Annotated in this window: 28 protein-coding genes; 19 read left to right on the plus strand and 9 right to left on the minus strand. The window is 69.4% G+C overall.

Annotation, left to right across the window (positions count from 1 at the left end):
• Positions 1 to 22: 22 nt before the first annotated feature.
• The 4 genes from ACLJPX_RS40140 (at position 23) to ACLJPX_RS40155 (ending at position 6,834) form a co-directional block, all read left to right on the plus strand.
• Positions 23 to 1,345, plus strand: coding sequence for a helix-turn-helix domain-containing protein (locus tag ACLJPX_RS40140; protein WP_410605457.1), 1,323 nt, complete (start codon positions 23 to 25; stop codon positions 1,343 to 1,345).
• 278 nt (positions 1,346 to 1,623) lie between these two features.
• A complete protein-coding gene (locus tag ACLJPX_RS40145) occupies positions 1,624 to 3,888 on the plus strand; it encodes a M4 family metallopeptidase (protein ID WP_410605458.1) in 2,265 nt (754 codons plus the stop codon).
• An 88-nt stretch (positions 3,889 to 3,976) separates the two neighbouring features.
• Entirely contained in the window at positions 3,977 to 5,575 is a 1,599-nt protein-coding gene (locus tag ACLJPX_RS40150) for a M20/M25/M40 family metallo-hydrolase (protein ID WP_410605459.1), read from the plus strand.
• A 203-nt stretch (positions 5,576 to 5,778) separates the two neighbouring features.
• A complete protein-coding gene (locus tag ACLJPX_RS40155) occupies positions 5,779 to 6,834 on the plus strand; it encodes a chitinase (RefSeq protein ID WP_410605460.1) in 1,056 nt (351 codons plus the stop codon).
• Positions 6,835 to 6,895: 61 nt separating this feature from the next.
• On the opposite strand, the gene ACLJPX_RS40160 is transcribed toward ACLJPX_RS40155, so the two are convergent.
• Complete coding sequence (locus ACLJPX_RS40160; protein ID WP_410605461.1) at positions 6,896 to 7,660, minus strand: DUF3152 domain-containing protein; 765 nt, start codon at positions 7,658 to 7,660, stop codon at positions 6,896 to 6,898.
• A 111-nt stretch (positions 7,661 to 7,771) separates the two neighbouring features.
• Here ACLJPX_RS40160 and ACLJPX_RS40165 point away from each other — a divergent pair, with 111 nt between their 5' ends.
• Together ACLJPX_RS40165 and ACLJPX_RS40170 are read left to right on the plus strand one after the other, a co-directional pair.
• Positions 7,772 to 9,025 carry a helix-turn-helix domain-containing protein gene (locus tag ACLJPX_RS40165; protein ID WP_410605462.1) on the plus strand — a complete coding sequence of 418 codons (1,254 nt, stop codon included), beginning with the start codon at positions 7,772 to 7,774 and terminating at the stop codon, positions 9,023 to 9,025.
• The gene (locus ACLJPX_RS40170; RefSeq protein ID WP_410605463.1) at positions 9,022 to 9,912 is read left to right on the plus strand and encodes an aminoglycoside phosphotransferase family protein; all 891 of its coding nucleotides are present in this window, start codon (positions 9,022 to 9,024) and stop codon (positions 9,910 to 9,912) included. Before ACLJPX_RS40165 ends, ACLJPX_RS40170 begins: the two co-directional genes overlap by 4 nt.
• Here the strand turns inward: ACLJPX_RS40170 and dapE are convergent.
• Positions 9,905 to 10,978: a succinyl-diaminopimelate desuccinylase gene (gene dapE, locus ACLJPX_RS40175; RefSeq protein ID WP_410605464.1), complete on the minus strand. Its 1,074-nt coding sequence runs from the start codon at positions 10,976 to 10,978 to the stop codon at positions 9,905 to 9,907. The two genes, ACLJPX_RS40170 and dapE, sit on opposite strands and share 8 nt — an antisense overlap.
• 49 nt (positions 10,979 to 11,027) lie before the next feature.
• Between dapE and ACLJPX_RS40180 the strand changes: the two genes are divergently transcribed.
• The 3 genes from ACLJPX_RS40180 (at position 11,028) to ACLJPX_RS40190 (ending at position 13,529) form a co-directional block, all read left to right on the plus strand.
• Positions 11,028 to 11,417, plus strand: coding sequence for a hypothetical protein (locus ACLJPX_RS40180; RefSeq protein WP_233223099.1), 390 nt, complete (start codon positions 11,028 to 11,030; stop codon positions 11,415 to 11,417).
• A gap of 28 nt (positions 11,418 to 11,445) precedes the next feature.
• Positions 11,446 to 12,432: a 2,3,4,5-tetrahydropyridine-2,6-dicarboxylate N-succinyltransferase gene (dapD, locus tag ACLJPX_RS40185; RefSeq protein WP_410605465.1), complete on the plus strand. Its 987-nt coding sequence runs from the start codon at positions 11,446 to 11,448 to the stop codon at positions 12,430 to 12,432.
• Positions 12,433 to 12,557: 125 nt separating this feature from the next.
• Positions 12,558 to 13,529: a CHAD domain-containing protein gene (locus tag ACLJPX_RS40190; RefSeq protein ID WP_101612446.1), complete on the plus strand. Its 972-nt coding sequence runs from the start codon at positions 12,558 to 12,560 to the stop codon at positions 13,527 to 13,529.
• Here the strand turns inward: ACLJPX_RS40190 and ACLJPX_RS40195 are convergent.
• A complete protein-coding gene (locus ACLJPX_RS40195) occupies positions 13,505 to 14,908 on the minus strand; it encodes an FAD-dependent monooxygenase (protein WP_410605466.1) in 1,404 nt (467 codons plus the stop codon). The two genes, ACLJPX_RS40190 and ACLJPX_RS40195, sit on opposite strands and share 25 nt — an antisense overlap.
• Positions 14,909 to 14,988: 80 nt before the next feature.
• Between ACLJPX_RS40195 and ACLJPX_RS40200 the strand changes: the two genes are divergently transcribed.
• Positions 14,989 to 15,597: a TetR/AcrR family transcriptional regulator gene (locus ACLJPX_RS40200; RefSeq protein ID WP_410605467.1), complete on the plus strand. Its 609-nt coding sequence runs from the start codon at positions 14,989 to 14,991 to the stop codon at positions 15,595 to 15,597.
• Positions 15,598 to 15,697: 100 nt separating this feature from the next.
• On the opposite strand, the gene dapC is transcribed toward ACLJPX_RS40200, so the two are convergent.
• From dapC to ACLJPX_RS40215, 3 genes are all read right to left on the minus strand, one after another.
• Positions 15,698 to 16,789: a succinyldiaminopimelate transaminase gene (gene dapC / locus ACLJPX_RS40205; RefSeq protein WP_410605468.1), complete on the minus strand. Its 1,092-nt coding sequence runs from the start codon at positions 16,787 to 16,789 to the stop codon at positions 15,698 to 15,700.
• Positions 16,786 to 17,106, minus strand: coding sequence for a ferredoxin (gene fdxA, locus ACLJPX_RS40210; protein WP_016331413.1), 321 nt, complete (start codon positions 17,104 to 17,106; stop codon positions 16,786 to 16,788). The genes dapC and fdxA overlap by 4 nt, the downstream gene beginning before the upstream one ends.
• Before the next feature lie 110 nt (positions 17,107 to 17,216).
• A complete protein-coding gene (locus ACLJPX_RS40215) occupies positions 17,217 to 17,411 on the minus strand; it encodes a hypothetical protein (RefSeq protein WP_101612442.1) in 195 nt (64 codons plus the stop codon).
• A gap of 53 nt (positions 17,412 to 17,464) precedes the next feature.
• Here ACLJPX_RS40215 and ACLJPX_RS40220 point away from each other — a divergent pair, with 53 nt between their 5' ends.
• The 7 genes from ACLJPX_RS40220 to ACLJPX_RS40250 are packed head-to-tail and all read left to right on the plus strand — an operon-like array spanning position 17,465 to position 22,420.
• Complete coding sequence (locus ACLJPX_RS40220; RefSeq protein WP_410605529.1) at positions 17,465 to 18,199, plus strand: GNAT family N-acetyltransferase; 735 nt, start codon at positions 17,465 to 17,467, stop codon at positions 18,197 to 18,199.
• Positions 18,196 to 19,194: a 2-phospho-L-lactate transferase gene (cofD, locus tag ACLJPX_RS40225; protein WP_410605469.1), complete on the plus strand. Its 999-nt coding sequence runs from the start codon at positions 18,196 to 18,198 to the stop codon at positions 19,192 to 19,194. Before ACLJPX_RS40220 ends, cofD begins: the two co-directional genes overlap by 4 nt.
• Positions 19,187 to 20,524 (plus strand): coenzyme F420-0:L-glutamate ligase, encoded by a 1,338-nt coding sequence (locus ACLJPX_RS40230; protein ID WP_410605470.1) that lies wholly within the window; start codon positions 19,187 to 19,189, stop codon positions 20,522 to 20,524. Before cofD ends, ACLJPX_RS40230 begins: the two co-directional genes overlap by 8 nt.
• Positions 20,521 to 21,066, plus strand: coding sequence for an NUDIX hydrolase (locus ACLJPX_RS40235; RefSeq protein WP_410605471.1), 546 nt, complete (start codon positions 20,521 to 20,523; stop codon positions 21,064 to 21,066). The genes ACLJPX_RS40230 and ACLJPX_RS40235 overlap by 4 nt, the downstream gene beginning before the upstream one ends.
• Before the next feature lie 30 nt (positions 21,067 to 21,096).
• A complete protein-coding gene (locus ACLJPX_RS40240; RefSeq protein WP_410605472.1) occupies positions 21,097 to 21,768 on the plus strand; it encodes a hypothetical protein in 672 nt (223 codons plus the stop codon).
• A 22-nt stretch (positions 21,769 to 21,790) separates the two neighbouring features.
• Positions 21,791 to 22,141 carry a GntR family transcriptional regulator gene (locus tag ACLJPX_RS40245; protein WP_101612436.1) on the plus strand — a complete coding sequence of 117 codons (351 nt, stop codon included), beginning with the start codon at positions 21,791 to 21,793 and terminating at the stop codon, positions 22,139 to 22,141.
• Between the two features lie 36 nt (positions 22,142 to 22,177).
• Positions 22,178 to 22,420: a hypothetical protein gene (locus ACLJPX_RS40250; RefSeq protein ID WP_410605473.1), complete on the plus strand. Its 243-nt coding sequence runs from the start codon at positions 22,178 to 22,180 to the stop codon at positions 22,418 to 22,420.
• 1 nt (position 22,421) lies between these two features.
• Here the strand turns inward: ACLJPX_RS40250 and ACLJPX_RS40255 are convergent, their stop codons facing one another.
• The gene (locus ACLJPX_RS40255; RefSeq protein ID WP_410605474.1) at positions 22,422 to 23,318 is read right to left on the minus strand and encodes a DNA-3-methyladenine glycosylase family protein; all 897 of its coding nucleotides are present in this window, start codon (positions 23,316 to 23,318) and stop codon (positions 22,422 to 22,424) included.
• 74 nt (positions 23,319 to 23,392) lie between these two features.
• On the opposite strand from ACLJPX_RS40255, the gene ACLJPX_RS40260 reads away from it, so the two are divergent.
• The gene (locus ACLJPX_RS40260; RefSeq protein ID WP_020633630.1) at positions 23,393 to 23,845 is read left to right on the plus strand and encodes an adenylyltransferase/cytidyltransferase family protein; all 453 of its coding nucleotides are present in this window, start codon (positions 23,393 to 23,395) and stop codon (positions 23,843 to 23,845) included.
• A 149-nt stretch (positions 23,846 to 23,994) separates the two neighbouring features.
• Positions 23,995 to 24,492, plus strand: a complete 498-nt coding sequence (locus tag ACLJPX_RS40265; protein WP_410605475.1) for a hypothetical protein — start codon at positions 23,995 to 23,997, stop codon at positions 24,490 to 24,492.
• Between the two features lie 83 nt (positions 24,493 to 24,575).
• On the opposite strand, the gene ACLJPX_RS40270 is transcribed toward ACLJPX_RS40265, so the two are convergent.
• The gene (locus ACLJPX_RS40270) at positions 24,576 to 25,616 is read right to left on the minus strand and encodes a serine hydrolase domain-containing protein (RefSeq protein WP_410605476.1); all 1,041 of its coding nucleotides are present in this window, start codon (positions 25,614 to 25,616) and stop codon (positions 24,576 to 24,578) included.
• A gap of 58 nt (positions 25,617 to 25,674) precedes the next feature.
• Positions 25,675 to 26,538: a glycosyltransferase family 2 protein gene (locus tag ACLJPX_RS40275; protein WP_174720511.1), complete on the minus strand. Its 864-nt coding sequence runs from the start codon at positions 26,536 to 26,538 to the stop codon at positions 25,675 to 25,677.
• Positions 26,539 to 26,567 lie beyond the last annotated feature (29 nt).

Here is a 26,567-nt window from a genome sequence, read left to right on the forward strand (position 1 = left end):
GAAATCGTCTACCGTTGGTCCGGTGCCGTCCTTGCCGACCGAGGCCGAACCACTCGGCGCGCGGATCCGGCGGTTGCGCCAGGCCCGCGGCCTGACCCAGCGTGAGCTCGCCGAGCCCCGCTACGACCGCGGCTTCCTCGCCAAGGTCGAATCCGGCACCCGCGCGCCCTCGGACGACGTGCTGACCCATCTCGCGCGGCGGCTCGGCCTGACCGCGGACGAACTCCGCTTCGGCAGGCCGCCGGGCGCGGCCGGGGAACTCACCGCCGCACTGGAAAGTGCATATCGGGAATTGCAACAAGGCGGGCTCGAAGCCGCCGAGCGCGAATTCGCGCGGATCGAACAGCGCGCGGCCGCGTACCGGCTGCCCGACGTCCAGTGCCACGCGCGGTTCTATCTCGGCGAGGTCGACTGGCAGCGCTACGACATCCCGCTGGCGGACAAAGGGTTCGCGCACGCCATGGAACTCGCCGAGGCGGCTTCACCGAGGTTGCGCGCGATGATCGTCAACCGGGTCGCCGCCTGCCGCGCGCTGTCGGGCGACCTGGGTGCGTCGGTCGCGCTGACCGAAACCGCGCTCGCCGGACTCCGCGCCGCCGGCCCCGTCGACCCCGACGCCGAACTCGCGCTGGTGACCGCGCTGATCCACCCGCTCATCGAAATGGGCGCGCTCCGCCGCGCGCGGCGGGCCGCCGAAGAAGGACGGCGCGCGCTGGCTTCCGCCCGCCGCAAGGACATCTCCGCCCGGTACCACCGGCAGGCCGCGCAGTTGTGGCAGGCGATCGGCCTCGCCGACCGTGCCGAAAAGGACCTTTCGCGGGCACTGCGACTGTTCACGTCCATCGGCTACGACCGGGACGCCGCCCGGAGCCGGTGGGCCCGCGGCTTCCTGTGGCGACGACTGGGCAAACTCGACGACGCGCACGCCGAACTCCTGCTCGCCCGCGACCTTCTGGCCAAGGCCGGTTCGCGCGAAGGCGTCCTCGGTGCGACCATCGAACTCGCCGACGTCCGCCGCCGTCAAGGCGCACTCGACGAAGCCGCCGAACTCGCCGAGGGGATCCGGCCGCTTCTGGATCGATCCCCCGACATCGAAGCCAAGGCGGAGGTTCTCCGGCTACTGGGACTCATCGCCCGCGCCCGCGGCGATCTGCCCGAAGCGACCGCGTTGCTCGAAGAAGCCGCCACCGCACAGGAAAAGTCGGAATTACGCGGCGCGCTCATCGCCACTTCACTGCATCTGGGTGACACGTTGCGGGCCCGCGGATTAATCGACAAAGCGGCGGACGCTTATCAGCGTGGCGTACGCGCGGCCGCTATGTCCGATTCCGGGCCATCGGACTGAAAACCATACGAAAGTCGCCATATATCGCGGCCGACGGCAAAAGCCTTACTACACAGGGATTTTATTCCTTGCATATTGATCTTCACCCACCCCACTAGGCCATCCGGCCCATTGACGCCCCCGTGACCGGCTCCTTTACTCGGACGTGTCCGTCGAGATAACTCCAGTTATCCGAATGGACACGCTCCCTGTCCCCCGCCGTGCTCCCCGACTCGGTCGAATTCCCCGTCGCGCCTATGGCCGTCCGGGTTCACGGTCCTGCCCATGGAAGGTTCCACATGACCGTTCAGCAAGGGCTCAGAACAGGGTTGGCGGCCATCGCCGGCCTTGCCCTGAGCGCCGCACTTCCGGTGATCCCGGCAAGCGCGGCCACCGCGACCATCCAACCCGCGAGCCCTGACGCCGTCGCCGCGAGCGCCGCCGACCAGGCCGCCGCAGCTGGTGTAGACCAGTTGCGGAAGGGTGCCGACGAAGGCTTCCAGCGCGTCGGGCTGACCCCGGGGGGCGGCGGACTCTTCTACGCCGCTTACGAACGGACCTACCGTGGCCTGCCGGTCGTCGGCGGGGACGCGGTGGTGGTCACCGACGGCGCCGGGCGCGTCCGCGGCACCACCGCCGCGGAGACCGCGACGATCTCGGTCGACACCAAGGCCAAGATCACCGCGGCGAAGGCGGCCGAGGTCGCCCGTGGGCAGCTGTCCAAAGTAGACAAGGCGGCCGCGCCGAAGCTCGTCGTGCTGGCGGGGAACTCCCCCAAGCTCGCCTACGAGGTCGTCGTCACGGGCACCAAGGCGTCGACGCCGAGCAACCTGCACGTCTTCGTGGACGGCGCCACCGGCGCGATCCTCCAGACGCGTGACGACGTCAAGATGTCGAACTTCGCGACCGCCCCGAAGGCCACGTCGGGTGAGGTCAGCACGCTGGGCGCCGGGAACAGCTACTACGTCGGCAACGTCACCATCGACACGACGAACTCCGGCGGCACCTACTCCATGCGCGACCCGCAGCGCCCCAACATCAGCTGCAAGCCGCAGAGCGGCGCGATCTACAGCGGCCCCGACGACAACTGGGGCAACGGGTCCGGCACCAACCTCGAAACCGCTTGTGTCGACACGCTCTTCGGCGTCCAGACCGAGTGGAAGATGCTCAGCGAGTGGCTGGGCCGCAACGGCATCAACGGCAACGGCGGCGGCTTCCCCGCCTCCGTCGGCCTCAACCAGGTCAACGCGTACTGGGACGGTTCCTCGACCACCTTCGGGCACTCGCAGGACAACCAGCGCCAGGCCACCCCGATGGACGTCGTCGCGCACGAGTACGGCCACGCCATCTTCCAGACCACGCCGGGCGGCGCGGGCAGCGGCAACGAGAACGGCGGCCTCAACGAGTCCACCGGTGACATCTTCGGCGCCATCACCGAGCACTACGCCAACAACGCCAAGGACACCCCGGACTACGACGTCGGCGAGGGCGTGAACCTGGTCGGCCAGGGCCCGATCCGCTACATGAACCAGCCGAGCCGTGTTTCGGGCAACCCGAACTGCTACTCGTCGTCGATCCCGAACACCGAGGTGCACGCGGCGGCCGGTCCGCAGAACCACTGGTTCTACCTGCTGGCCGAGGGCACCGCGCCCGTCGGCAAGCCGGCCAGCCCGACCTGCAACAACACCTCGATCACCGGCATCGGTATCCAGAAGGCCGCGAAGATCTTCTACAACGGCCTGCTGAAGAAGACCTCCGGCTGGAACCACAAGGCCGCCCGCAAGGCGACCCTGGAAGCGGCGCTCGCGCTGTACCCGACTTCCTGCACCGAGTTCAACACCACCAAGGCGGCATGGGACGCGATCAGTGTCACCGCGGCCACCGGTGAGCCGACCTCGTGCACGCCGTCCGGTCCCGACTTCTCGGTCGGCATCACCCCGGCGGCCGGTACCGTCAAGCCCGGCGAGTCGGCCACCACCACGGTGAACACCGGGACCGTCAGCGGTGCGGCGCAGACCGTGGCGCTCACCGCCTCCGGCCTCCCCGCCGGGGCGACCGCGACGTTCAACCCGGCTTCGGTCCAGTCCGGTGCCTCCTCGACGCTCACCATCGCGACTTCGGCGAGCACCCCTGAGGGCACCAGCACCATCACGGTGACCGGGACCGGGACCAGCGGCGCGCACACCGTGCAGTACAAGCTGACCGTCGGCACCGGCACCAACATCCGGACGTTCAGCAACGAAACCGACTACCCGCTGAACGACTACGCCACGGTGAACAGCCCGATCACCTCCTCCGCGACCGGCAACGCCGTCTCGCCGGTGAAGGTGACCGTCACCGGTACCCACACCTGCTCCGAGGACCTTCGCATCAGCCTGAAGGCCCCCGACGGCAGCACGTACTCGGTCAAGGCCACCGGCTCCCTGCCCTGCACCGACCTCGGTACCCGGAACTACTCGGTCCCGGTGACCAACGAAGTCGCGGCAGGCACCTGGACCCTCGTGGTCTACGACGCCTACGCGCAGGACACCGGCACGCTCAGCAGCTGGTCGATCACTCTCTAGCTCTCTCTCGCGTGAAGGACTCCTTCCCCCGGCCCAGTCGGGGGAAGGAGTCCTTCACGCAAACCCCTCCAGGAAGGAAAACCCCGGCATGAAGTGGGGAAAGCGAATAGGAGCGGCCGTCGTCGGTATGGCCGCCGTACTGGGTGTCGTCGTGACACCCGCGCAGGCCGTCACGGCCGCGAACCTCAACGCCGCACCGGACATCTCCCTCGCCAATGTCAAGGCGCACCTGAGTTCGCTGCAGACGATCGCCAACCAGAACGGCGGCAACCGCGCCTCGGGACGGTCGGGTTACACGGCGTCGGTGTCCTATGTGGCGCAGAAGCTGCGCGACGCGGGTTACAACGTCACACTGCAGACCTGCACGAGTTGCGCGGGCCAGAGCCAGAACATCATCGCGGAATGGCCGCAGGGTGACGCCAACCAGGTCCTCATGCTCGGCGCGCACCTCGACAGCGTCGCCGCCGGTCCCGGCATCAACGACAACGGTTCGGGCTCGGCCTCGATCCTCGAAGTCGCGCTGACCCTGGCCCGCGAGAACCCGACGATGGCCAAGCGGGTCCGCTTCGGCTGGTGGGCCGACGAGGAGTCCGGCCTGCGCGGGTCCAAGCACTACGTCGCCAACCTGCCCGCCGCCGAGCGTACGAAGATCAAGACCTACTTGAACTTCGACATGATCGGCTCCGACAACTGGGGCTACTTCGTCTACGACGACGTCGCTTCGGTCAAGTCGGTGTTCGACGAGTACTTCAGCTCGATCGGCATCCAGACCGAGGGCGACACGGAGGGCGACGGCCGATCCGACCACGCGTCGTTCAAGAGCGCGGGCATCCCGGTCGGCGGTCTCGCGACCGGCGCCGGATACACGAAGAGCGCCGCGCAGCGGACGAAGTGGGGCGGCACCGCGGGTGCGCCGTTCGACAGCTGCTACCACCGCGCTTGCGACACGCTCTCCAACATCCCGGACACCCCGCTGGAGAAGAACAGCGACGCGATCGCCTACGCGGTCTGGAAGCTCGCCGTCGGCACCTCGACGGGTCCCGACTTCTCGCTGACCCTTTCCCCGTCTTCCGGCACCGTCCAAGCGGGACAGTCGGTGACCGTCACGGTGAACACCGCGACGACTTCCGGTGCGGCACAAGCGGTTTCGCTGAGCGCCAGTGGTCTTCCCGCCGGGGCGACCGCGACGTTCAACCCGGCTTCGGTCCAGTCCGGCGCTTCCTCGACGCTCACCATCGCGACGTCGGCGAGCACTCCCAACGGCACCAGCACGATCACGGTGCTCGGTGACGGGACCGCGGTGGACCGCACGGCTCAGTACACGCTCACCGTCGGCAACGTCAGCGTGCGCACGTTCAGCAATGGCACCGACTTCGCGCTGAACGACTACGCCACGGTGAACAGCCCGATCACCTCCACCGCGACCGGCAACGCCGTCTCCCCGGTGAAGGTGACCATCACCGGTACCCACACCTGCTCCGAGGATCTCCGGATCAGTCTGAAGGCCCCCGACGGCAGCACGTACTCGGTCAAGGCGACCGGATCCTTGCCTTGCACCGACCTCGGCACCAAGACCTACTCGGTCCCGGTGACCAACGAAGCCGCTTCCGGCACTTGGACGCTCGTGCTCTACGACGCCTACGCGCAGGACACCGGCACGCTCGACAGCTGGTCGATCACCGTCTGACCATCTGAATGAGAAGGCCATCTCACGAGGACACCCGGCCTCGTGAGATGGCCTTCGTGCATGGAAGAGAATTTCGGACAACTCTTCGATATCTGGTCTAGACCACCCGATCGTCGGTAGCGCCACTCATGCACGGCGACCTATGTTGAGCCGAACGGCCGCTTCCTGTTCGTTCACAACCGCTTTCGAGATGGGAGCTGGGTATGTTCGGTCGCGTCTCACGGCTGCTCGCAATCACCGGCGCGGCGGTACTCGCCGTCACCACACTCGTCGTCCTGACCCCGGCGCAGGCCTCGGTGGACGCCGAAGTCTGCGCGGTCAAATCGAAGCCCGCGGGCAAGATCCTGCAGGGCTATTGGGAGAACTGGGACGGCGCTTCGAACGGCGTCCATCCGCCGCTGGGCTGGATCCCGATCACCGACGCACGGATCAAGGCCAACGGATACAACGTGATCAACGCTGCCTTTCCGGTCATCCTGTCCGACGGAACGGCCAAATGGGAGGATGGGATGGACGCGACTGTGAAGGTCGCGACCCCGTCCGAAATGTGCGCCGCGAAGGACGCGGGCGCGACGATCCTGATGTCCATCGGCGGTGCCACCGCGGGCATCGACCTGAACTCGGCGACGGTGGCGGACAAATTCGTCGCGACCATCGTGCCGATCCTGAAGAAGTACAACTTCGACGGGATCGACATCGACATCGAGACGGGTCTCACCGGTAGCGGGAACATCAACACGCTTTCCGCGTCGCAGAAGAACCTCATCCGCATCATCGACGGCGTGCTCGCCGCGATGCCGCCGAACTTCGGGCTCACCATGGCACCCGAGACCGCCTACGTCACCGGCGGCAGCGTCGTCTACGGCTCGATCTGGGGCGCGTACCTGCCGATCATCAAGAAGTACGCGGACAACGGCAAGCTGTGGTGGCTGAACATGCAGTACTACAACGGAAGCATGTACGGCTGCTCCGGCGATTCGTACCAGGCCGGGACGGTTCAGGGCTTCGTCGCGCAGACCAACTGCCTCGACAAGGGCCTGGTGATCCAGGGCACGACGATCCGCGTTCCCTACGACAAGCAGGCCCCGGGGCTGCCCGCGCAGGCCGGTGCCGGTGGCGGTTACATGTCGCCGAGCCTGGTTTCCCAGGCGTACCGCAGCATTCCGGCGCTGAAGGGCCTGATGACCTGGTCGATCAACTGGGACGGCTCGCGGAACTGGACCTTCGGGAACAACGTGAGGTCACTGCAGGGCCGCTGAACAGCGCGAGCAGGTAGTGGGTCTCGTGAGTGGTAAGGACGGTTCTAACCGTCCTTACCACTCACGAGTCTCCGCGCGGGATCGGATCGTCGTACTCCCCCGACGGGCCCGAGTACTGCGTCCCGTCCGGATAGGGCCACGGATTCGGCGCGCAGCCGTGCAGACCGAGGGTCTGCTGCTGCATCACCGGCGCGAGGGCGCCCGGCACAGGGCAGGTCTCGTGCCCGCGCCCGAGCCGGTGCCCCACCTCGTGCGTGACCATGTACTGGCGATAGACCGTCAGCGGCGCGCCATAACCGGGGACGCCGTTCGCCCAGCGCGCGACGTTGAGCACGACGCTGTTCCCGTTGCGGCAAGAGGTGTAGCCGTCCGGCCTGCCGCACAACACGTCGCGCGTCTTCGGCGTCGCGAGATAGAGCGTGAAGTCGAACGGTCCGTCCGGGCCGACGCGTTGCAGCCGCCACCGTCCGCCGCCGGTCCAGCCGCGTGGATCGCTCAAAGTGGACTCGACGGCCTGGGCGAAACCGTCCGGGCTCACGCCGGCGATGTCGGCTTCGACGGCGACGCGGTACCGCAGCAGCCTTCCGGCCTGCCCGGCGACCGGACCTTCGCCGCCGGGAAAGAGCCACTGACCGGATCCCGCCGGCGGGAAGGCGATCGCGGCGGACGGCGGCGCCAGCACGGGCTTCGGCGAAGGAGTCGAAGACGGAACCGGAGCCGGAACGGCGGGCACCGGGGTCACCACGGGAGGGGCGATCGAGTGAGCTTCGCAGCCGGCCACCACCAGGGCGCACACGACGACGGCCAGAGCCCGGCGCGCGGTCATCGGCCCTCCCGGAGGTCTTCGGTCACATATGGGGATACGTACCGGAGCCGCGAGAGGTTGTGGGACCACGCGCGCAACCTTGCGGCGCGTTCGGCCGTATCGTTCTCGGTCATGGGTGAGGAGGTCGGCGGACGACTGCGACGGCTACGCGCCGAACGCGGCCTCACCCAGCGCGAACTCGCCGAACCGCACTACACCGCCGCGTACGTCTCGTCCGTCGAAACGGGTGCGCGGACACCGTCCGGCGACGCGTTGCGCCACTTCGCCGCGCGGCTCGGGGTGGACACCGGCGAACTGCTCGGCGTGACCTCGCCGCGCGACGGCGTCCGGCTCGATCTGGACATCGCGGCGGCCGCGGCGGAGTTCCTCGCGGGGAACGGCTCGGCTGCCCAGATGCGGCGGCTGGCGCGGCGGGCGGAGAAGATCGGGCGCGACCGTCAGGCCGGACTCGCTTGGCTGTGGCTCGCGCGGTTCACCGAGGGCGACGCCCGGTCGCGGCTGGTGGCCGCCGCCGAAGCCGCCCTGGGCGACGACATCCCGCCGTACCGCGAAGTGGCCGCCGCGCTGCGGGCGAACGTCCTGCTCGGTCGTGGCGAGCCGCACCACGCGATGCATCTGCTCCGGACCGCGCTCGACGCGAGCCTCGACCGCCACCCGCATTCGGTGCTCCTGCTGACCCTGCACGCGTACCTCGCCGACGGCAGGCTCCGCCTCGGCGAGACCGCCCAAGCTGCGCATCACGCGGGCGAGGCGCTGCGGTTGTCGCGCGGCGACGAGGAGATCCTGACCGAACTGACCGGGAACCAGCACCGGCTCGCCGAGACCTATCTCGCCGACGGACGGGTGGCCGACGCCGTCGCCGCCGTGTCGGTCCTGCACGACCTGCTCCACGAGCGCGCCCTGCGGCCGGTGCTGGCCCGGTGCCTGTTCGCGCGGGCGCTGGCCCGGCGTGCCGACGATCCCGAAGGCGCCCTCGCGGACCTTCGCGCGTCCCGAGCGGCCGTGCCCGATCACGCCGTCACCTTGGAACTCGCCGACGTCTGCCGCGATCTCGGTCGTCTCGACGACGCCGCCGCACTGCTCGCCGAAGCGGCCGAAGCCATCCCGGCGGACTCACCGCACTCCGCGTCACTCACGTTCCAGCAGGGCTCGCTGGCCCTGGCTCGCGGAGACCTCGAATCGGCCGAAGCGGGCTTCGCGCGCGCCATCGACGTCGCCGCCCTCCGCGACGCTCGCGGCGTCCTGGCTGCTTCAATCGACAAGGCGGGAGAACTGCTTCGCGACCAGGGGCGCTCAGAAGAGGCCGCAGATCTGTTGCGGCGGGGACTCCTCCTGCTCGGTGCCGAGGAGGACGTTCCGAAATGACCGAAGTGGACCTGGAAGACGTCGGCGCCCGGTTGGCGAGCCGATTCGGCCCGGACGCCGAAGGGTGGCTCGCCGAGGTTCCGGTCCTCGCCGCGCGACTGGCCTCGCGATGGGGCTTCGAGCTTGGCGAGTTGTTCGAAAGCGGAGCGTCGTCCGTCGTCCTGCGCTGCCGCTGGTCCGACGGGACCCCGGCGGTGCTCAAGCTCAGCCCGGACGGGGCGCTGCTGGCCAAACAGGTCGAGATGCTGCGTGTGTTCGCGCCCTCGGGCCGGGTTCCCACCGTGCTGGCCGCCGACGCGGACGCCGGCGCGATGGTGCTGGAGGAGATCCAGCCGGGCACCCCGGCCGAAGACCTGCCGGCGGCGACGTTGCCGCGTCTATGGGGTGATCTGCTCACCTCGCTGCACGCCGTGGCCCCGCCCGCGGGCTGGCCGTCGACTCTGCGCGGCCGGTTCGAGGAGTCCTTCGCCCGGATCGGCAAGAGGCTGGCCGATCCGGCCATCAACGCCCGGATCGGCCAGGACACCTGGCAACGCGCGATCGACCGCTGTGCGGCGCTGCTGGACACCCAGGCAGGCGTCGTCCTGCTCCACGGCGATCTGCACCTCGGCAACGCCCTGGACGGCGGCCCGTCGCGCGGCCTGATCGCGATCGATCCGAAGGCCTGCGTGGGCGACCCGTGCTTCGACGCCGTGGACTACGTCGTGTCCGGCGCCGAGCACGAAGGGGTCGAGGCCCGGTGTCACGTGGTGGCGGACGCGTGCGGTCTCGACGGAGACAGGCTCTACGCCTGGAGCCGGGTGGTCGCGCCCATGTTCGCCATCTCGTTCCTCACCTACGGCGGTCCGGAGCGGGCGATCGACGAGCTGCTCGCCCTGGCTAGCTGAGGAACTCGCGCAGCACCGCGGCGACCTGCCGGATCTCGCCCGCCCGCACGTTCTCCTGCCGCGTGTGCGCCAGCGTCGGGTCGCCGGGGCCGAAGTTCACCGCCGGAATCCCGAGAGCCGCGAAGCGCGCGACGTCGGTCCAGCCCAGCTTCGCGACCGCCTTCCCGCCTGCCGCGGCGACCAGCTCGGCCGCCGCGGGGGCGCTCAGACCGGGCAACGCCCCTGGCGACAAGTCGACAACCTTGACGTCATAGCCCTCGAAGACCTCGCGAAGGTGCGCCTCCGCGGCCTCGGCACTGCGGTCGGGGGCGAACCGGTGGTTGATCGTGAGCACGGCCTCGTCCGGCACGACGTTGCCCGCGACACCGCCGCCGATCTTCGTGGCCTGCAGGCCTTCGCGGTAGGTCAGGCCGTCGATGTCGACCACGCGCGGCGTGTACTCGGCCAGCCTGCGCAGTGGTTCGGCGAGGCCGTGGATCGCGTTGACGCCCATCCAGCCGCGCGCGGTGTGCGCCCGCACGCCTTCGACGCGGATCTCGATCCGCATCGTGCCCTGACAGCCACCCTCGATACCGCCGTTCGACGGCTCGCCGAGGATCGCGAGATCGGCGTGCAGCCACTCGGGCAGCTCACGCTCGATACGGCCGAGACCGTTCTTCGTCGCTTCGATCTCTTCGCAGTCGTAGAACACGAAGGTGACGTCGTGCTTCGGCTCGCGCAGGGCGGCGGCGAGGTGCAGGAAGACGGCGTCGCCGCTCTTCATGTCGACGGTGCCCAGACCGTGCAGGATCTCGTCGTCACCGGTCCCCTCACGGCGCACCGGCATGTTCTCGTTGACCGGCACGGTGTCGAGATGCCCGGCCAGCAGCACCCGCGAAGGGCGGCCGAGGTTCGTACGGGCGAGGACCGCGTCACCGTTGCGGATCACCTCGAGATGCGGGGCCTGCGTTTCCAGCGCGGCCTGCACGGCGTCCGCGATGACCTTCTCCTCTTCCGAGACGCTGAAGATGTCCACCAGCGCGGCGGTGAGGTCGACGGGGTCCGCGTGCAGATCGAGCGAAGGCATGCCAGCACCGTACCGGCGGAGCCGCAGGGCTACCGTGAAAGGTGTGCGCATGAGAACGATCTTGGTCGCCCTGCTCCTGGTGGTCAGCGGCTGCGGGGCGAACGAGGTCCCGGTCACCGTGAAGCCCACCCGCAGCACCGGGCCGGACGTGCTGCCGATCAAGCTCAAGGCGCTGACCACGGACCGGTGTTATCTGGCGCCGGGGACCGAATCGCCCAAGGGCTGCCAGAAGTACGTCACCGAACTCTCCGGCGCGGCGGGCAACGTCCGCAAGCGCAGGCCGGACCTGGTGCCGAACGCCGAGGCGCTCGACCGGCCGATCTCCGTCTTCCGCACCACGAACTGCCAGGACCAGGCGGCGCCCGGCGGGCCGTGCACCCAGGCACTCACCGACATGTCGGCGGCGCTGACCACGGTGCAGAGCCTCGTCGGCGGTTGACGCAGGTCACTGGGTTACCGTTCAGGGCGTGAGCGAGCAGACCCCTGATCCCGAAACGACCGGCGCCACCGGCGTCGGACTGGCCACCGTCACCAGCGACGGGACGGTGCTGGACACCTGGTTCCCGCTGCCCAAGCTGACCAGCGGCACCGAGGGCAAGGCCGGCACGGTCCGGCTGACCGCCGAAGAGGCCACCGAGGCCCTCGGCGAGGCCGCCGCCGCCCAGCTCGGCCCGGACACCGATCGCGGTGTCGAGGTCGTCGCGGTCCGCGCGACCATCGCCCGTCTCGCCGACGCCCCCGGCGACACGCACGACGTCTACCTGCGTCTTCACCTGCTGTCGCACCGGCTGGTCCAGCCGCACGGCGCGAGCCTGGACGGCATCTTCGGCCTTCTGGCGAACGTCGTGTGGACCAACCACGGGCCGTGCCCCGTCGAGGGCTTCGAGGCGACCCGGCTGCGGCTGCGGGCACGCGGCAACGTCACCGTCTACAGCGTGGACAAGTTCCCGCGGATGGTGGACTACGTCGTGCCCACCGGCGTCCGCATCGGCGACGCCGACCGCGCGCGTCTCGGCGCGCACCTGGCCAACGGCACCACGGTCATGCACGAGGGCTTCGTCAACTTCAACGCCGGCACGCTCGGCGCCTCGATGGTCGAAGGCCGGATCTCGGCGGGCGTCGTCGTCGGTGACGGCTCCGACGTCGGCGGCGGCGCGTCGATCATGGGCACGCTGTCCGGCGGTGGCAAGGAGACCATCTCGATCGGCGAGCGCTGCCTGATCGGCGCGAACGGCGGCGTCGGCATCTCGCTCGGCGACGACTCGGTCGTCGAAGCGGGCCTGTACGTCACCGCGGGCACGAAGGTGAGCTTCGAGGGCAAGGTCGTGAAGGCGCTGGAGCTGTCCGGCATCTCGGGCGCGGTGTTCCGGCGGAACTCCGGGACCGGCGCCGTCGAGGTCGTCGCGCGTACCGGCGTCGGCATCGAGCTGAACGCGGCCCTGCACGCCAACTGATCTGCGGTCGCGCGTGACATGAAAGGCCCGTTACTTGCAAATTTTGCAAGTAACGGGCCTTTCATAGCGTCCGGTGCCGCTCTCACGGCCTGGACCACCTTGCCGGTTCACCTAGAATTCATCTTGTGACAGCCGAGACCCTGCCGCGCAAGAACGTCCCTTCGACCACTCCGGCCGCGCTCGGGCTCGGCGACCGTCCCGCGAAAGCCGGGCCGGACGATCCGGCGGCCACCCACGTCCGGGTCAAACTCGACGTCGAGATCCGCGCGCTCCTCGCGCACGAGCCCGGCACCAAATCCGGCGCCGACCCCGAAGACCTGCACCAGATGCGGGTCGCACTGCGCCGGATGCGGAGCGTCCTCAAACTCTCGGGCCGCCTCGTCGGCCCGGACGCCGAGCCCGTCCGCGCCGAACTCGGCTGGCTCGGCCAGTCGCTCGGCGACGTCCGCGACTTCGACGTCCTGATCGGACATCTCCGCGAGGTCGTCGCCGAGTTCGAGGTGCGCGACCAGCCCGCCGCGCGCCGCCTGGTTTCGAAGTTCGTCACCGACCGCGGGGTCGCGAAACGGCGGCTCACCCGCGCGCTCGCCAGCCCCCGGTACGCCTCGATGCTGCAGGACATCGGCCGTCTCGCCCGGCAGCCCGCCGCCGAGGAACCCACGTCCGAGGCCGCACCCACGTCGGCCGACCTGGTCGCCGGTCTCGCGAAGCCGCATCGAAAGCTCGCGAAGGCCGTGAAGGCGCTTCCCTCCAATCCGCCGGATGACGACCTTCACGCGCTTCGCATCTACGGCAAGAAGCTGCGCTACGCAGCCGAGATGGCCAAGCCCGCCGCGAAGAAGAAACAGGCGGCGAGGATCCAGCAGCTGATCAAGGCGACGAAGGACCTTCAGACCGTTCTCGGTGACCACCAGGACGCCTGTATCGCGGCCGATCGCATGCGCGACGTGGTGAGTTCGGTCGATTCCGAAGTCGCCTTCATCGCGGGCCGGGTCGCGGAGAAGGAGTTGCTGCGCCGGGCCGAGGTCCGTGCCGTGTGGCGCGACGTCTGGGCGGAGGTCGACGCTGCCGCTCAGGCGGTGAGCCCGCGGATGTAGCCGTCCGGGCGGATCAGCACCTGCCGCCCGTTCCCGGCTTCGTACGCGGCGAAGGCGTACCCGCCGACGTCCTCGAAGTCCTCGTCGGACAGCGTGCTGCCCGCGGGAAGGATCCGGCGCGCGCCTTCGGGAGCGGGACCGTCTCCGAACACCAGCACCGTCGCCCGCGGGCCGCGCAGCAGCTCGAACAGCCGGACGGGCTTGCCGTTCGCGTCCTTCAGCGGCGCGTCCGGCGCGCGGTCACCGGGCCGGATCCGGCCGGTCGCCTCGGGCGCGAGCGGGCCGCCGCGGTAGCCGATGTCCAGCTGGCGGGTGTTCTCGCCGCGCTCGAAGGCGTCGTCCGCGCCCTCGGTGTACTTCTCGAGGATCTCGGTGCTGATCTTCAGTACCCGCGCCGCGACCCCGCGCCGCTCGGGCTCGTAGCTGTCGAGCAGCTCGCGCGACCCGTCGGCGAGCTTCCAGCCCAGGTTGTACGCGTCCTGCACGCCGGTGTTGAGCCCCTGCCCGCCGGTGGGCGGATGGGCGTGCGCGGCGTCGCCCGCGAGGAACACGCGGCCCTCCCGGAAACGCTCGGCCAGGCGGATGTTCGGCCGCCACACCGTCGACCAGGTCAGATCGTGCAGGCGGACCCCGCCGCCGGACAGCGCGTCGAGGTGGGCCTGCAGCGTGCCCAGTGACGCCTCGACCTCCTCCTCGCCGAGCGGCGCGCCGAACTGGAAGTGCGGGACGCCGGGCAGCGGCGTGAGCACGATCCCCGCCATCGGGTCCTCGGGCTTCGCGAACCAGTGCCCGTACGCGCGATCGAGGCCCTCGGCCTGGACATCGCCCAGCAGCATGCGGATCGATTCGTCGGTGGTGCCCTCGAACGCGATGCCGAGCGCCTTGCGCACGAAGCTCTTCCCGCCGTCCGCGCCGACGAGGTAGTCGACCCGGATCCGCTCGCCCGGCAGTTCCGCGGTCACGCCATCGGCGTCCTGCTCGAAGCCGATCAGCGGGGTACCGAGCTCGACCCGGACCCCGAACTCGGCGAGCCGGTCCCGCAGGATCCCCTCGGTCCGCGACTGGCCGAGGAAGTAGCTGTTCGGATAGGGCACGTCCGGGGTCGGCTCGGTGAGCTCGGCCATCATCCGCTCGCCGACGACCTCTCCGCCCAGGTGGATCTTCAGAGGCACCGGCGCCTGCCCGGCGGCCAGCACCGCGTCCAGAACGCCGAGGTCTTCGAAGACCTCCAGCGTGCGCGGCTGCAGACCGTCGCCGCGTGAGCCCTCGAAAAACGTCTCGGCCTTCTCCACGATCCGCACGTCGACACCGCGGCGCGCGAGGTCGATGGCCAGCGTGAGCCCGGTCGGCCCCGCCCCCGCGATCAGTACCTTCGTCATCTCACCCTCCAGTGAATTGTGATTCAGTGAATCTTGATTCACTATGACCGTTGCTAGCCTTCCGTGTCAAGGAGGTGCCGATGACGGCGACGAGCCGCAAGGAGAAGGCGGCGGAGACCGAGGCCGCGCTCAAGGACGCGGCGAAGCGGGTTTTCGCGGCGAAGGGGTACCTGAACACCAAGATCACCGACATCACGGCGGAAGCCGGACGCGCGGCGGGATCGTTCTACAACCACTTCGCGGGCAAAGAGGAGCTGCTCGAAGCGCTCCTCGCGGACCTCGCGGCGGCGAGCGACGTCAACGCGTCCCTGCCGGAGCACAAAGCCGACTTCACCGACCCGGACGCGGTGCGCTGGCACGTCCGCGAGTACTGGAACTTCCATCGGGACAACGCCGCGACGATGCTCGCCCTGCGCCAAGCCGCCATGGTCAGCGACGACTTCGCGCGCACCTTCGCGCGGTTCGGTGCCGAGCAGGCGGCCGACATCCTCGACCACCTCGGGTACATCACCGCGGCGGGGATGGAGCTCCCGGCGTCGGAACGGCTTTCGCTCGCGATGATGGCCGAACTGGTCAACGGCTTCGCGCACACGTGGCTGCTCGACCCCTCATCGGCCTCCGAAGAGGAAGCCATCGAGGCGCTCACGCGGTTCATCTACCGGGGGTTCACGGGCCGCGACGCGGTCTGAGTGCCCCCACCCCCAGTGCTATGAAAGGCCCGTTACTTGCAAAATTTGCAAGTAACGGGCCTTTCATAGCACGCCGCGAGGCGCACCAACCGCGCCCAACTCAGGCGGTGAGCCGCTCCGCGGCAGCGTCGATCCGCTCGTCCGTCGCAGTCAAGGCGATCCGGACGTGCCCGCCACCCGTCGGCCCGTAGAACGTGCCCGGCGCGGCGAGGATGCCGCGATCGGCGAGCCAGTCGACCGTGTCGAGCGCGGATTCCCCGCGCGTCGACCAGAGATAGAGCCCCGCCTCCGAGTGCGAGATCTCGAAACCGCTGTCCAGCAACGCCTTCCGCAGCACCAGCCGGCGGCGCGCATAACGTTCCCGTTGGACGGCAAGGGCTTCGTCGTCCTTCAGCGCGGCGACCATGGCCTCCTGCACCGGACGCGGCACGATCAGCCCGGAGTGCTTGCGGATCTCCAGCAGACCGGCGACGAGTTTCGGGTCGCCGGTGACGAATCCGGCGCGATAGCTGGCGAGGTTCGCGGACTTCGACAGCGAGTGGACGGCCAGCAGGCCGTCGAGCGAGCCGCCGTGCACGGACGGGTGCAGGATCGACACGGGCTCGTTTTCCCAGCCCAGCGCCAGATAACACTCGTCGGAGACCACGACGACGTCGCGTTCCCGCGCCCATTCGACCACCTTGCGCAGGTGGTCGACACCGAGCACACGCCCGGTCGGGTTCGACGGCGAGTTCAGCCACAGCATCGACGGCCGCTGCGGGCCGAGCGCGAAAGTACTGTCCGCGCGAAGCAGGGAAGCACCCGCCATCAGCACGCCGACCTCGTACGTCGGGTACGCCACCTCGGGGATGACAACGAGGTCACCCGGGCCGAAGCCCAGCTGCCGAGGCAGCGAAGCGACCAGTTCCTTGGAACCGATCGTCGGCAGCACGGCCGCTTCAGGAACACCCTCGACACCGTGTCGCCGCGAAAGCGCTTCGATCGCGGCGGCCCTCAGCTCGGGGATGCCGTGCGTGGTCGGATACCCCGGGATCTCCGAAACGGACGCGAGCGCCGCGCGGATGCTCTCGGGGACCGGGTCCACCGGCGTGCCGATCGACAGGTCGACGATGCCGCCGGGATGCGCCTGGGCCTTCGTCTTGGCTTCGGCGAGGGAGTCCCAGGGAAAATCAGGAAGGACGACCCGGCTCATTCGCCCTGCGGGGGAAGAGCCTTGATGAAGGCGGGGTCGTGGCTGGTCTTGCCGACCTTCGAAGCACCACCGGGCGAGCCGAGTTCGTCGAAGAAGTCGACGTTGGCCTTGGTGTAGTCGTTCCACTCGTCGGGGACGTCGTCCTCGTAGTAGATCGCCTCGACGGGGCAAACCGGCTCGCAGGCACCGCAGTCGACGCATTCGTCCGGGTGGATGTACAGCATGCGGTCACCCTCGTAGATGCAGTCCACGGGGCACTCGTCGATACACGCCTTGTCGAGCACGTCGACGCAGGGCTCGGCGATCACGTAGGTCACTGCGCACTCCTGCTTTATCTCTGCTTCACCAGTCTGCAACGGACATTACGCGCCCACGGGCGCGACCGGCCCGCTTAGGCCACCCTTATCCGTACCCCGGGTATGGGCTTTCAGCGGTCTTTCCGGCGAGGCGGCGGAGTGGCCCTGCTGTCCCCAGTGATGACGAACTTCGGCGCGGCGGGTTTCGCCTTTTCGGCGTCCGCCTTCTCGACGGCGTTCTCCGAGCCCAAAGCCCGGTTGAAGCCGTCGGAGATCTCGCGGACCAGGTCTTCGTTGTGCCGGTCGTCCTTGCGCGCGATGCTCATCGGGTTCCTCCCACTGCCTTCCTTGTCACAATCTAACCGTGAACACTGCGGAAATGCTCGAGCTCGCCTGCAGCCAGGCCTGGACGCCCCTGCTGGAGAGCCGGATCGGCGACTGGAGGCTGCGCTGGGCGGACGGGTTCACCGCCCGGGCGAACAGTGCCCTGGCGATCGGTGACCCGGGAAAACCCCTGCCAGAGGCCCTGCGGGCGGTCTGTGACTTCGCGCACGATCATGCCATCCCACCCGTCGTGCAGGTGATCCAGAACACGTCCATCGAAGACGAAATCGCCGCGAACGGCTGGGTCCAGTATGTGGAACACCGCCCCGCGCACGAGGTTCGCCTGATGACGGGCCCGCTCTCGCGCGGGACCTCGGCGGGAGCGGTGGTTTTGGACGAGCCGACGCCCGGATGGTGGGAACTGACGACCGGTAGCGCGGAGCCGGCGGACGGGCCGAGGCACGTTCTCGGCACCGGCAAGATCGGCTTCGGGGTCGTGGAGCTGGACGGCGTCACGGCCGGGGCGGTGCGCGGCGCGATCGTCGGCGAGTGGCTGCACGTCGCCCGGCTGGAGGTCCGGGAGGAGTTCCGGCGGCGGGGGCTGGCACGCGGGCTGATGAACGCCGTGGGCGCCTGGGCCGCCGGTCAGGGCGCGAACGGGATGCTGCTGCAGGTCGCGGTGGCGAACTCCGGCGCGCTGAAACTCTACGAAGACCTGGGCTGTACGGAGCACCACAGGTACCGCTACTGGGCCCCGGGTCCGGACGCGTGCGAGGATCGCCCGTCGTGAAGGTCGTCATTTTGGTCGGCGGAGTGGGCGGGGCCCGCTTCCTGCTGGGGGTCAAGCAAGCACTGGGTCTGCCCGCGATCGGTTCCGCCCCGGAATCGCCGCACGAGGTGACCGCGCTGGTGAACACCGGGGACGACGTGTGGATGCACGGTCTGCGCATCTGCCCGGACCTGGACACCTGCATGTACACCCTCGGCGGGGGGATCGACAAAGAGCGCGGATGGGGCCACTCCGGCGAGACCTGGACCGTCAAGGAGGAGCTCGCCGAGTACGGCGCCGAGCCGACCTGGTTCGGTTTGGGCGACAAGGACATCGCGACGCATCTGATCCGCTCGCGGATGCTGCGCGCCGGCTATCCGCTCTCGCAGGTCACCGAGGCACTGTGCGACCGCTGGCAGCCGGGCGTGCGCCTGCTGCCGATGTCGGACGACCGCGTCGAAACGCATGTCGTGATCGACGACCCCGAAGATCCGGACCAGCGCAAGGCCATCCACTTCCAGGAGTGGTGGGTGCGCTATCGCGCCGAGCCGAAGGCGCACTCGATCATCGCCGTCGGCGCCGACGAGGCCAAACCGGCGCCGGGCGTGCTCGACGCGATCGCGGGCGCCGACCTCGTGCTGTTCGCGCCGTCCAACCCGGTGGTGTCGGTGGGCACGACCCTCGGCGTCCCGGGAATCCGCGACGCACTGCGGAAGACGCGCGCCAAGGTCGTCGGCATCTCGCCGATCATCGGCGGGAAGGCGTTGCGCGGTATGGCCGACGCATGCCTGAGCGCGATCGGCGTGGAGACCTCGGCCGAGGCCGTCGGGCGGCACTACGGCTCCCGCAAGGAATCCGCGGAGGGCGTTCTCGACGGCTGGCTGGTCGCCGAGGGCGAGACCGTGGACGTGCCGGGAGTCGCCGTCCGCGACGTCCCGCTGCTGATGTCCGATGTGGACGCGACCGAGGCGATGGTGCGCGCCGCTTTCGAGCTGGCCGGAGTGTCCGTTGACTGACCACGCTTCCGCGAAGATCGAGATCCTGCCGGTCGAAGGCCTCCCGGAGTTCCGCCCCGGCGACGACCTGACCGGGGCCTTCGTCGGCGCGGCCCCGTGGCTGCGCTCCGGCGACGTCCTGGTCGTGACGAGCAAGATCGTCTCCAAGGTCGAGGGCATGCTCATCCAGGTCCCGGCCGACCCCGAAGAGCGTGACGCCGCCCGGCGCAAACTCGTCGAGGACGAGTCCGTCCGCGTGATCGCGCGGATCAACCGGACGGTGATCACCGAGAACCGGCTCGGCATCGTGCAGGCCGCGTCCGGGGTGGACGCGTCGAACGTGGCCTCGGGCGAGGTCGCGCTGCTGCCGTCCGATCCGGACGCCTCCGCGCTCGCGCTGCGGAACGGCCTGCGCGAACGGCTGGGCGTCGAGATCGCCGTCGTGGTCACCGACACGATGGGCCGCGCGTGGCGGGTCGGGCAGACCGACGCCGCGATCGGCTCGTCCGGCCTGCGGGTGCTGCATTCGTACGCGGGCGAGGTCGACAGCCAAGGCAACGAACTCGCGGTCACCGAGGTGGCGATCGCCGACGAACTCGCCGCCGCGGCGGATCTGGTCAAGGGCAAACTCGGCGGCACACCGGCCGCCGTCGTCCGCGGGCTGCGCCTGACCGACGACGGGTCCACCGCCCGCAAGCTGATCCGCCCGGTCGAAGAGGACCTGTTCCGGCTCGGCACCAACGAAGCCCTCGCGCAGGGCCGCCGGGAAGCGGTGCTCGCGCGCCGCTCGATCCGGTCGTTCACCGACGAGCCGGTCGATCCCGAGGTGCTGCGCCGCGCGGTCGGGACTGCGCTGACGGCGCCCGCGCCGCACCACACGAAGCCGGTCCGGTTCGTGTGGCTGCGCGAGGAAGGCTTGCGCCACAAGCTTCTCGACGCGATGAAGGCGTCTTGGCAGGCCGATCTCGAAGGCGACGACTTCACCCCCGAGCAGGTCGCGAAACGCCTCAGCCGCGGCGACATCCTGTACAACGCGCCCGAGGTCATGGTGCCGTTCCTCGTCGCCGAGGGCGCGCACACCTACCGCGACGACCGGCGGAACGCCTGCGAGCACACGATGTTCACCGTCGCCGGTGGCGCCGCCGTGCAGGGCCTGCTGGTCGCGCTCGCCGCCGAAGACCTCGGCTCGTGCTGGATCGGGTCGACCATCTTCGCCGCCGACCTCGTCCGCGAGATCCTCGGCCTGGACGCGCGCTGGGAACCGCTCGGCGCGGTCGCGATCGGGCACCCCGCCGCCCTGCCGCCCGCGCGCGGACCCGTCGAACCCGGTGAAGGACTTCTCGAACTGTGACCCTGCACGAAGACACCGTGTCCACTTTGTCCCATTGGCGACCGGCGGACGCCGCGCAGGAATCCTTGCGCCAGGCCTATTTGGGCTTCCTCGCCGCCCGCGACGACGTCTGTCGCCGCGAATGCGCGGCCGGGCACATCACCGCGTCGGCCGTCCTTCTCGACGCCGACGCGGAGAACGTCCTCCTCACGCTGCACCCGCGGGTCGGGCGCTGGCTTCAGCTCGGCGGGCATTGCGAGCCGGAGGACACCACGCTCGCCGCGGCCGCTTTACGTGAGGCACGCGAGGAATCCGGGATCGACGACCTGGTGATCGACCCGGTCCCGGTACACCTCGACGTCCACCCGATCACCTGCTCGCTCGGCGTGCCGACCCGGCATTTCGACGTCCGTTTCGCGGTGCGCGCGCCCCGGGACGCACAACCGGTCCAAAGCGACGAATCGGACGATCTTCGTTGGTGGCCGGTGAATTCCCTGCCGAAAGGATCGGAAGATCTCGCCGAACTGGTGGAAGCGGCCCTCCCCGCAACGTCCGGCCGTTAGGGTGTCGGCTGACGTTCAAAAGGGGGAATGATGCTGACGACGCTGACGCCATACCTGGACCGGGTCCGGGTCCACAGCAGCGGGGACGGTGACGGCGCCGGCTGGGTCCTGCTGATCTTGGCGATCATCATTATCATCATCGTGGTCGTGGTGATCATCGTGAAGGTCAACCAGGCGAAGAAGCCGCCGATGACCTTCCCGCAGAACCCGAACTTCGGCGGTGGCGGCCCGGCTCCGGGCTTCCCGCCCCCTCCGCCGCCCGCCGGTGGCCCCGCCCCGCAGGGCAACTGGCAGCAGCAGCCCGGCTTCCCGCCGCCTCAGCCCGGTTATGGCCAGGCTCCCGGCTTCCCGCCGCCCCCGGCCCCCGCTCCGATGGGCTTCGCGCCGCCGCCCGGCGCCCCCGGCCCCTTCGGCGCGCCCGGTATGTCGCAGCCGCCGATGCCGCAGCCTTCGATGCCGCAGCCTTCGATGTCCCAGCCCGGTTTTCCGCCGCCTCCGCAGGCCGGGCCGCCGGTCGACGGCAGCGCTGACCGAACGCAGGTCGTGTCCCGGCAGCAGCAGTCGGACGCCGGCGCCGATCGCACCCAGGTCGTCGCACCCGCGGGCGGCGACCGGACGCAGGTGGTGCCCGGCGGCGGGGGTGACGCCACCCAGGTCGTCCCCGGCGGGGACCGGACCCAGGTCCTCCCGCCCCGCCAGTAACCCGAGCAGGGAGAAGAAGCGCATGGTCAGGGTCGACCCGAACTCCTCGGTCCCGCCCTTCGAGCAGGTGCGCACCGCCTACGCGACGCGGATCAACGACGGCTCGCTGCCCGTCGGGGCGAAGCTCCCGACCGTGCGGAAACTGGCCGAGGACCTCGGCATCGCCCCGAACACGGTCGCGAAGGCCTATCGCGAGCTCGAAGAAGCGGGCCTGATCGAGACCCGTGGCCGGGCGGGCACTTTCGTCAGCGCAGTCGGCGACGAGACCCGCGAGCGGGCCAGGCAGGCGGCTGCCGACTACGCCGCGCTGACCAGGAAACTGGGCCTCGACCGTGACGAGGCGAAGGCGATCGTCGACGCGGCCCTGGGCTGATCTACCCTCCGCTGGGACGAACTAAGGGGGCCCGTCGTGGTCGGAATCATCCAACTGGTGCTCATCGTGGCCGTACTCGCGGGCGTGAGCGTCGGGGTCTACTTCCTGATCAAGACGCTCAACAAGCCGAAGCCGCCGCCTTATCCGCCCCAGGCCCCGCCGCAGCCGCCGTACCCGCCTCAGTACCCGCAAGGCGGCCCTCAAGGCCCGTACCCGCCTCAGCAGCCGCAGTACCCGAGCCAGCAGCAGCCCTACCCGCCGCAGGGCTGGGGCAACTGAGTCACATCGCGCGGTAGTCGCGGAGTTCGATCTTCGGCCCGAACCTCGGACGGCGGAATCCGGCCGTCGACAGGTAGCGCACCGCGCGCTGGCGCTGCGGCGAATACGGCGCCAGCACCTCGGACATCCCGGCGTCGTCGAGTTTCGTGCCGACGAGCGCGTGCCCGACCATCGACGGGATGTTGTAGTCGCCGAAGCTCACCGCGTCCGGGTCTCCCCAGGCGCGCTGCGCGATCTCCGACGCGGTCCAGACGCCGATGCCGGGCACCTTCCGCAGCCAGGCCCGGCCTTCGGCACCCTTGAGTTCGGCGGCCTTCTCCAGCCGGGGCGCGACGCGGGCCGCGGTGATCAGCGTCGTCCGCCGTTTCAGGTCCACCCCGGCGCGATGCCATTTCCAGTCCACAATGGAGCGGATGGCGACGGGCGTCGGCGGCACGCGCAGTCGTGACGGCCCCGGGCCGGGCGCCTGTTCCCCGAACCAGCGGCACAGTTCGCTCCACGACCGCAGCGCCTCCGTGCTGGTCACCTTCTGTTCCAGCACGGCGAGCACCAGCGCGTCCCACACCCGGCCCGTCGAGCCGAGCCGCAGTCCCGGATTGAGGCGGCGCGCCGACGCGATGACATCGTGGTGCGCGACGAAGTCGGAGTCGTCGTCCTGCGCGCCCAGCATCGCCGGGACACCGTCGAGCAGCCTGTCCGCGCCGGGGCCCCAGGCCTCCGCCTCGATCTCGCCGTCCGCGCGCCGCAGGAGCGCGAGCGTGCCCGCGCCGTCCGCGGTGTTGGCGGCCAGCCAGGTGACCCCGCCCTCGGTGCGGACGACGTTGGGCGAGCGCGACCCACGGCTCAGCGGACCCAGCACCGTGTCCAGGTCGAGTTCGAAGCCGGGGCGGAACAGCACACGATGAAACTACCCGGCACTCGGCTAGGGTTGTCCGGGCCACCCGAACCGTAAGCCGATGGAGGACACCGACGATGACCGAGCGACCGGCGAAGGCCTCGATCGTCAGCGGGTACTTCAACCCGCTCCACCAGGGCCACCTCGACCTGTTCGAGGACGCGCAAGCGCGGTCCGGCTACCTGATCGTCATCGTGAACAACGATCACCAGCAAGTGCTCAAAAAGGGCAGGGTGATCCAGACCGAGGACATCCGGGCCAGGATCGTCCGCGCGCTGCGCATCGTCGACGACGTGTACGTCGCCGTCGAGCAGGGGCCGGGCATCAACGAATCGTTCGACCTGATCCGGGCGGCGTACCCGGACACGGAGCTCGAGTTCTGCAACGGCGGCGACCGGCGCAGCGTCGACGAGCTTCCCGCCGACGAGATCGAGGCGGGCGCCCGCAACAACATCGCGCTGCTCTACGGCATCGGCGGCACGGACAAGGCCGACTCCAGCACCCGGATCCTGTCGGACATGGAAGCCTGAGCTCTCCGCGGCCCGCCAGGTGCTCGCCAACATTTGTCGGAAGACGTTTGCGGGTCTGCTGACGGCGGCCGCTCCTAGGGCCTACCCTGAACACAACACAGTCGGCCCTGAACCCAGAGGGCCCCAGGTCAGTCGGGAGGCCTAGGGGAATGGACCCCCGTGCTCGGGCGGACGCCTTGCTCGCACGCGCCAGCGCGCGTGGAGCCTTCGTCGTGACACCGGACAACGCGACGTCGCCGATGGACTCCGCGAACACCCAGCAGATCCCCCGATCGGTGGTCGCCGAAATCGACCGTTCATCGGACCCGGACACGACCACCCAGCTACCGGCCTCGCTGATCGCGGAGAACGATCACCCGCTGGCGGGGCCCGAGCCGACGACGCGGATGGACCTGCCGCCGGCGCGGGGCGAAGGCTCGACGCAGCCCCAGCCGTACCCGCGCCGTCCCGGCATGCAGCCGACCAGGCCCTTGCCGCAGGCGACGACCCCGCTCACCCGGCGGCCGCCCGCCGCACCGGTGAAGAGCCCCCTGATCGAGCACCCGGAGCCGGAGACCGCCGAGAACGAGATCGGCGGCCTGGTCCCGACGGTGAAGCAGAACCCTTCGGGGCGTTCGAACCTTTCGCGCCGGCTGGACGGCATCTAGCCCCTCGCGCGCGCTATGAAAGGCCCGTTACTTGCAAATTTTGCAAGTAACGGGCCTTTCATAGCGTTCAGGGACCCACCACATCAGCCAGCCCGGATCACCCGATCGATCTCCTGTATCGCCGCGCCCCCGCCGTACGTGGCGTTCGACAACATGGCGACATCCAGCCCCTCACCCGGATAGTGCCGCGCGAGCGAGCAGACACCGGCGTTGCCGCCGTCCTTGTAGTAGTTCCACACCGAGCCGTCCTGCTCCAGGACGAATTCGAGGCCGAAGCCGTACCAGACACCTTTGCTGTGGAGCACCTGAGGCGTGAGGAACTCCTTCGTGCGCTCCGGCGACAGGAGTCGTTCTTCGCGGATCGCCCGCAGGAACAGGACGAGGTCGCCGACGGTGCAGTAGGCACCCCCATCGGGTGAACCGATCGGCGGGTAGCTGAAGATGTTCTGCTTCCACCCGGTGACCACGTCGCCGTCGAAGATCTCGTCCCAGCCCTCGGCGACCCTCGGCTGCGGATCGCGCCGGTCGAAGAAACCCGACTCGGTCATTCCTGCGCGGTCGAGCACGGTTTCCTGGACATACTCGCGATAGGGCCCGCCGACGATCGCCTCGATCACCAGACCGGCGAGGACGTACCCCGAGTTGCAGTACCGGCAGCCCTCGCCGGGCGCGAAATTCGCTGCCCGGTAAGCGAAATTGGGCAGGTGGTCACGCGTGTTCACGACCGAGTACACCGGCTTGTCGACCCACAGCGCCTCGTAGCTCTCGCCCGCCTCTTCGTCGGCGTCGTCGGCGATGCCGGAAGTGTGCGTGAGCAGTTGCCGCGTCGTCGCCCCGGTCGCGATCGCCGTTCCGGTGAGGTCGATGATCTCGCCGATCGGACGGTCGAGGTCCAGCCGTCCCTGCTCGACCAGCTGCAAGGCGGCGATCGCGGTGATGACCTTGGTGATCGACGCGGTGTCGTACCGGATGTCCGGCGCGTTCGGCACCGACCAGCGACGGCTGGCCAAGCCGTATCCGCGCTCGAACAGCGTCTCGTCGCCGCGACGGATCAGCACGACCCCGGAGAAGCGGTCTTCACCGGCACGTTCGGTCAACCAGGCGTCCAACTCGGCGAAATCCATGCACCGACGGTAACCACGGCGAGTTCGCGAGTCGCGCGAGTTCCGTTGACCGGAACGGCTACTTCTTGCGCGTCTCCAGCTTGAGCCGCAGCGCGAGACCGGCCTTCACCGCGAGCATGACCGGCTTCCACAGGAGACCGCGGTGACGGTCCGCGAGGTAGCGGTACGCGCTGTCGTGGTGCGCGCGCAGCATCTTCTCCGAAGCCTGCGAAGTCGAGTGCCCGCCGATGTGCATGACGCTCGACGAAGGCGCGTACACGTTCAGCCAGCCCGCGCGGGACAGCCGCTCGCCGAGGTCGACGTCCTCGAAGTACATGAAGTAGCGCGTGTCGAATCCGTCGACCGAGTCGAAGGCCTCGCGACGGAACAGCTGGCAGGACCCGGAAAGCCAGCCCGCCGTCCGCTCGACCGGGGTGCCGGTCTCCTGCCGGTACTGGCGCGTCCACGGGTTGCCCGGCCAGATCTTGCCGAACGCCGCGTGCCCGATCCCCCGGCCGAATGACGGCAGCAGCCGGGCCGACGGGTAGACGGTGCCGTCGAGGTCGTGGATGAGCGGCCCGAACGCGCCACCTCGCGGCCAGCGCCCGGCGACCTCCAGCAGCGCGTCGAGCGAGCCGGGTTCCCATTCGAGGTCCGGGTTCACCACGACGACCCAGCCGTAGCTGTCGTCGAGCTCCGCGACGCCGCGGTTGGCGGCCGTGCCGTAACCGACGTTCTCGCCGATGCTGAGCAGCTTGACGTTCTCCCGGCGGGCGGCCTTCTCCGGCGCGCCGTCGGTCGAGTCGTTGTCCGCGACGACGACCTGGACGTCCCGGTCCGTCGCCTTTTCGAGCGTGTCGAGGAACTTCTCGAGGGTCTCGCCGGGGAAGTACGTCACGGTCACGACGGCGATCCCGTCGCCGTAGCTGGGGTGCTCAGTCACGCGGCCATTGTCCACCCGTCACCGAACGC

The sequence above is a fragment of the Amycolatopsis sp. lyj-90 genome (assembly GCF_046549035.1).
In the GTDB taxonomy this organism is placed as follows: Bacteria; Actinomycetota; Actinomycetes; order Mycobacteriales; family Pseudonocardiaceae; genus Amycolatopsis.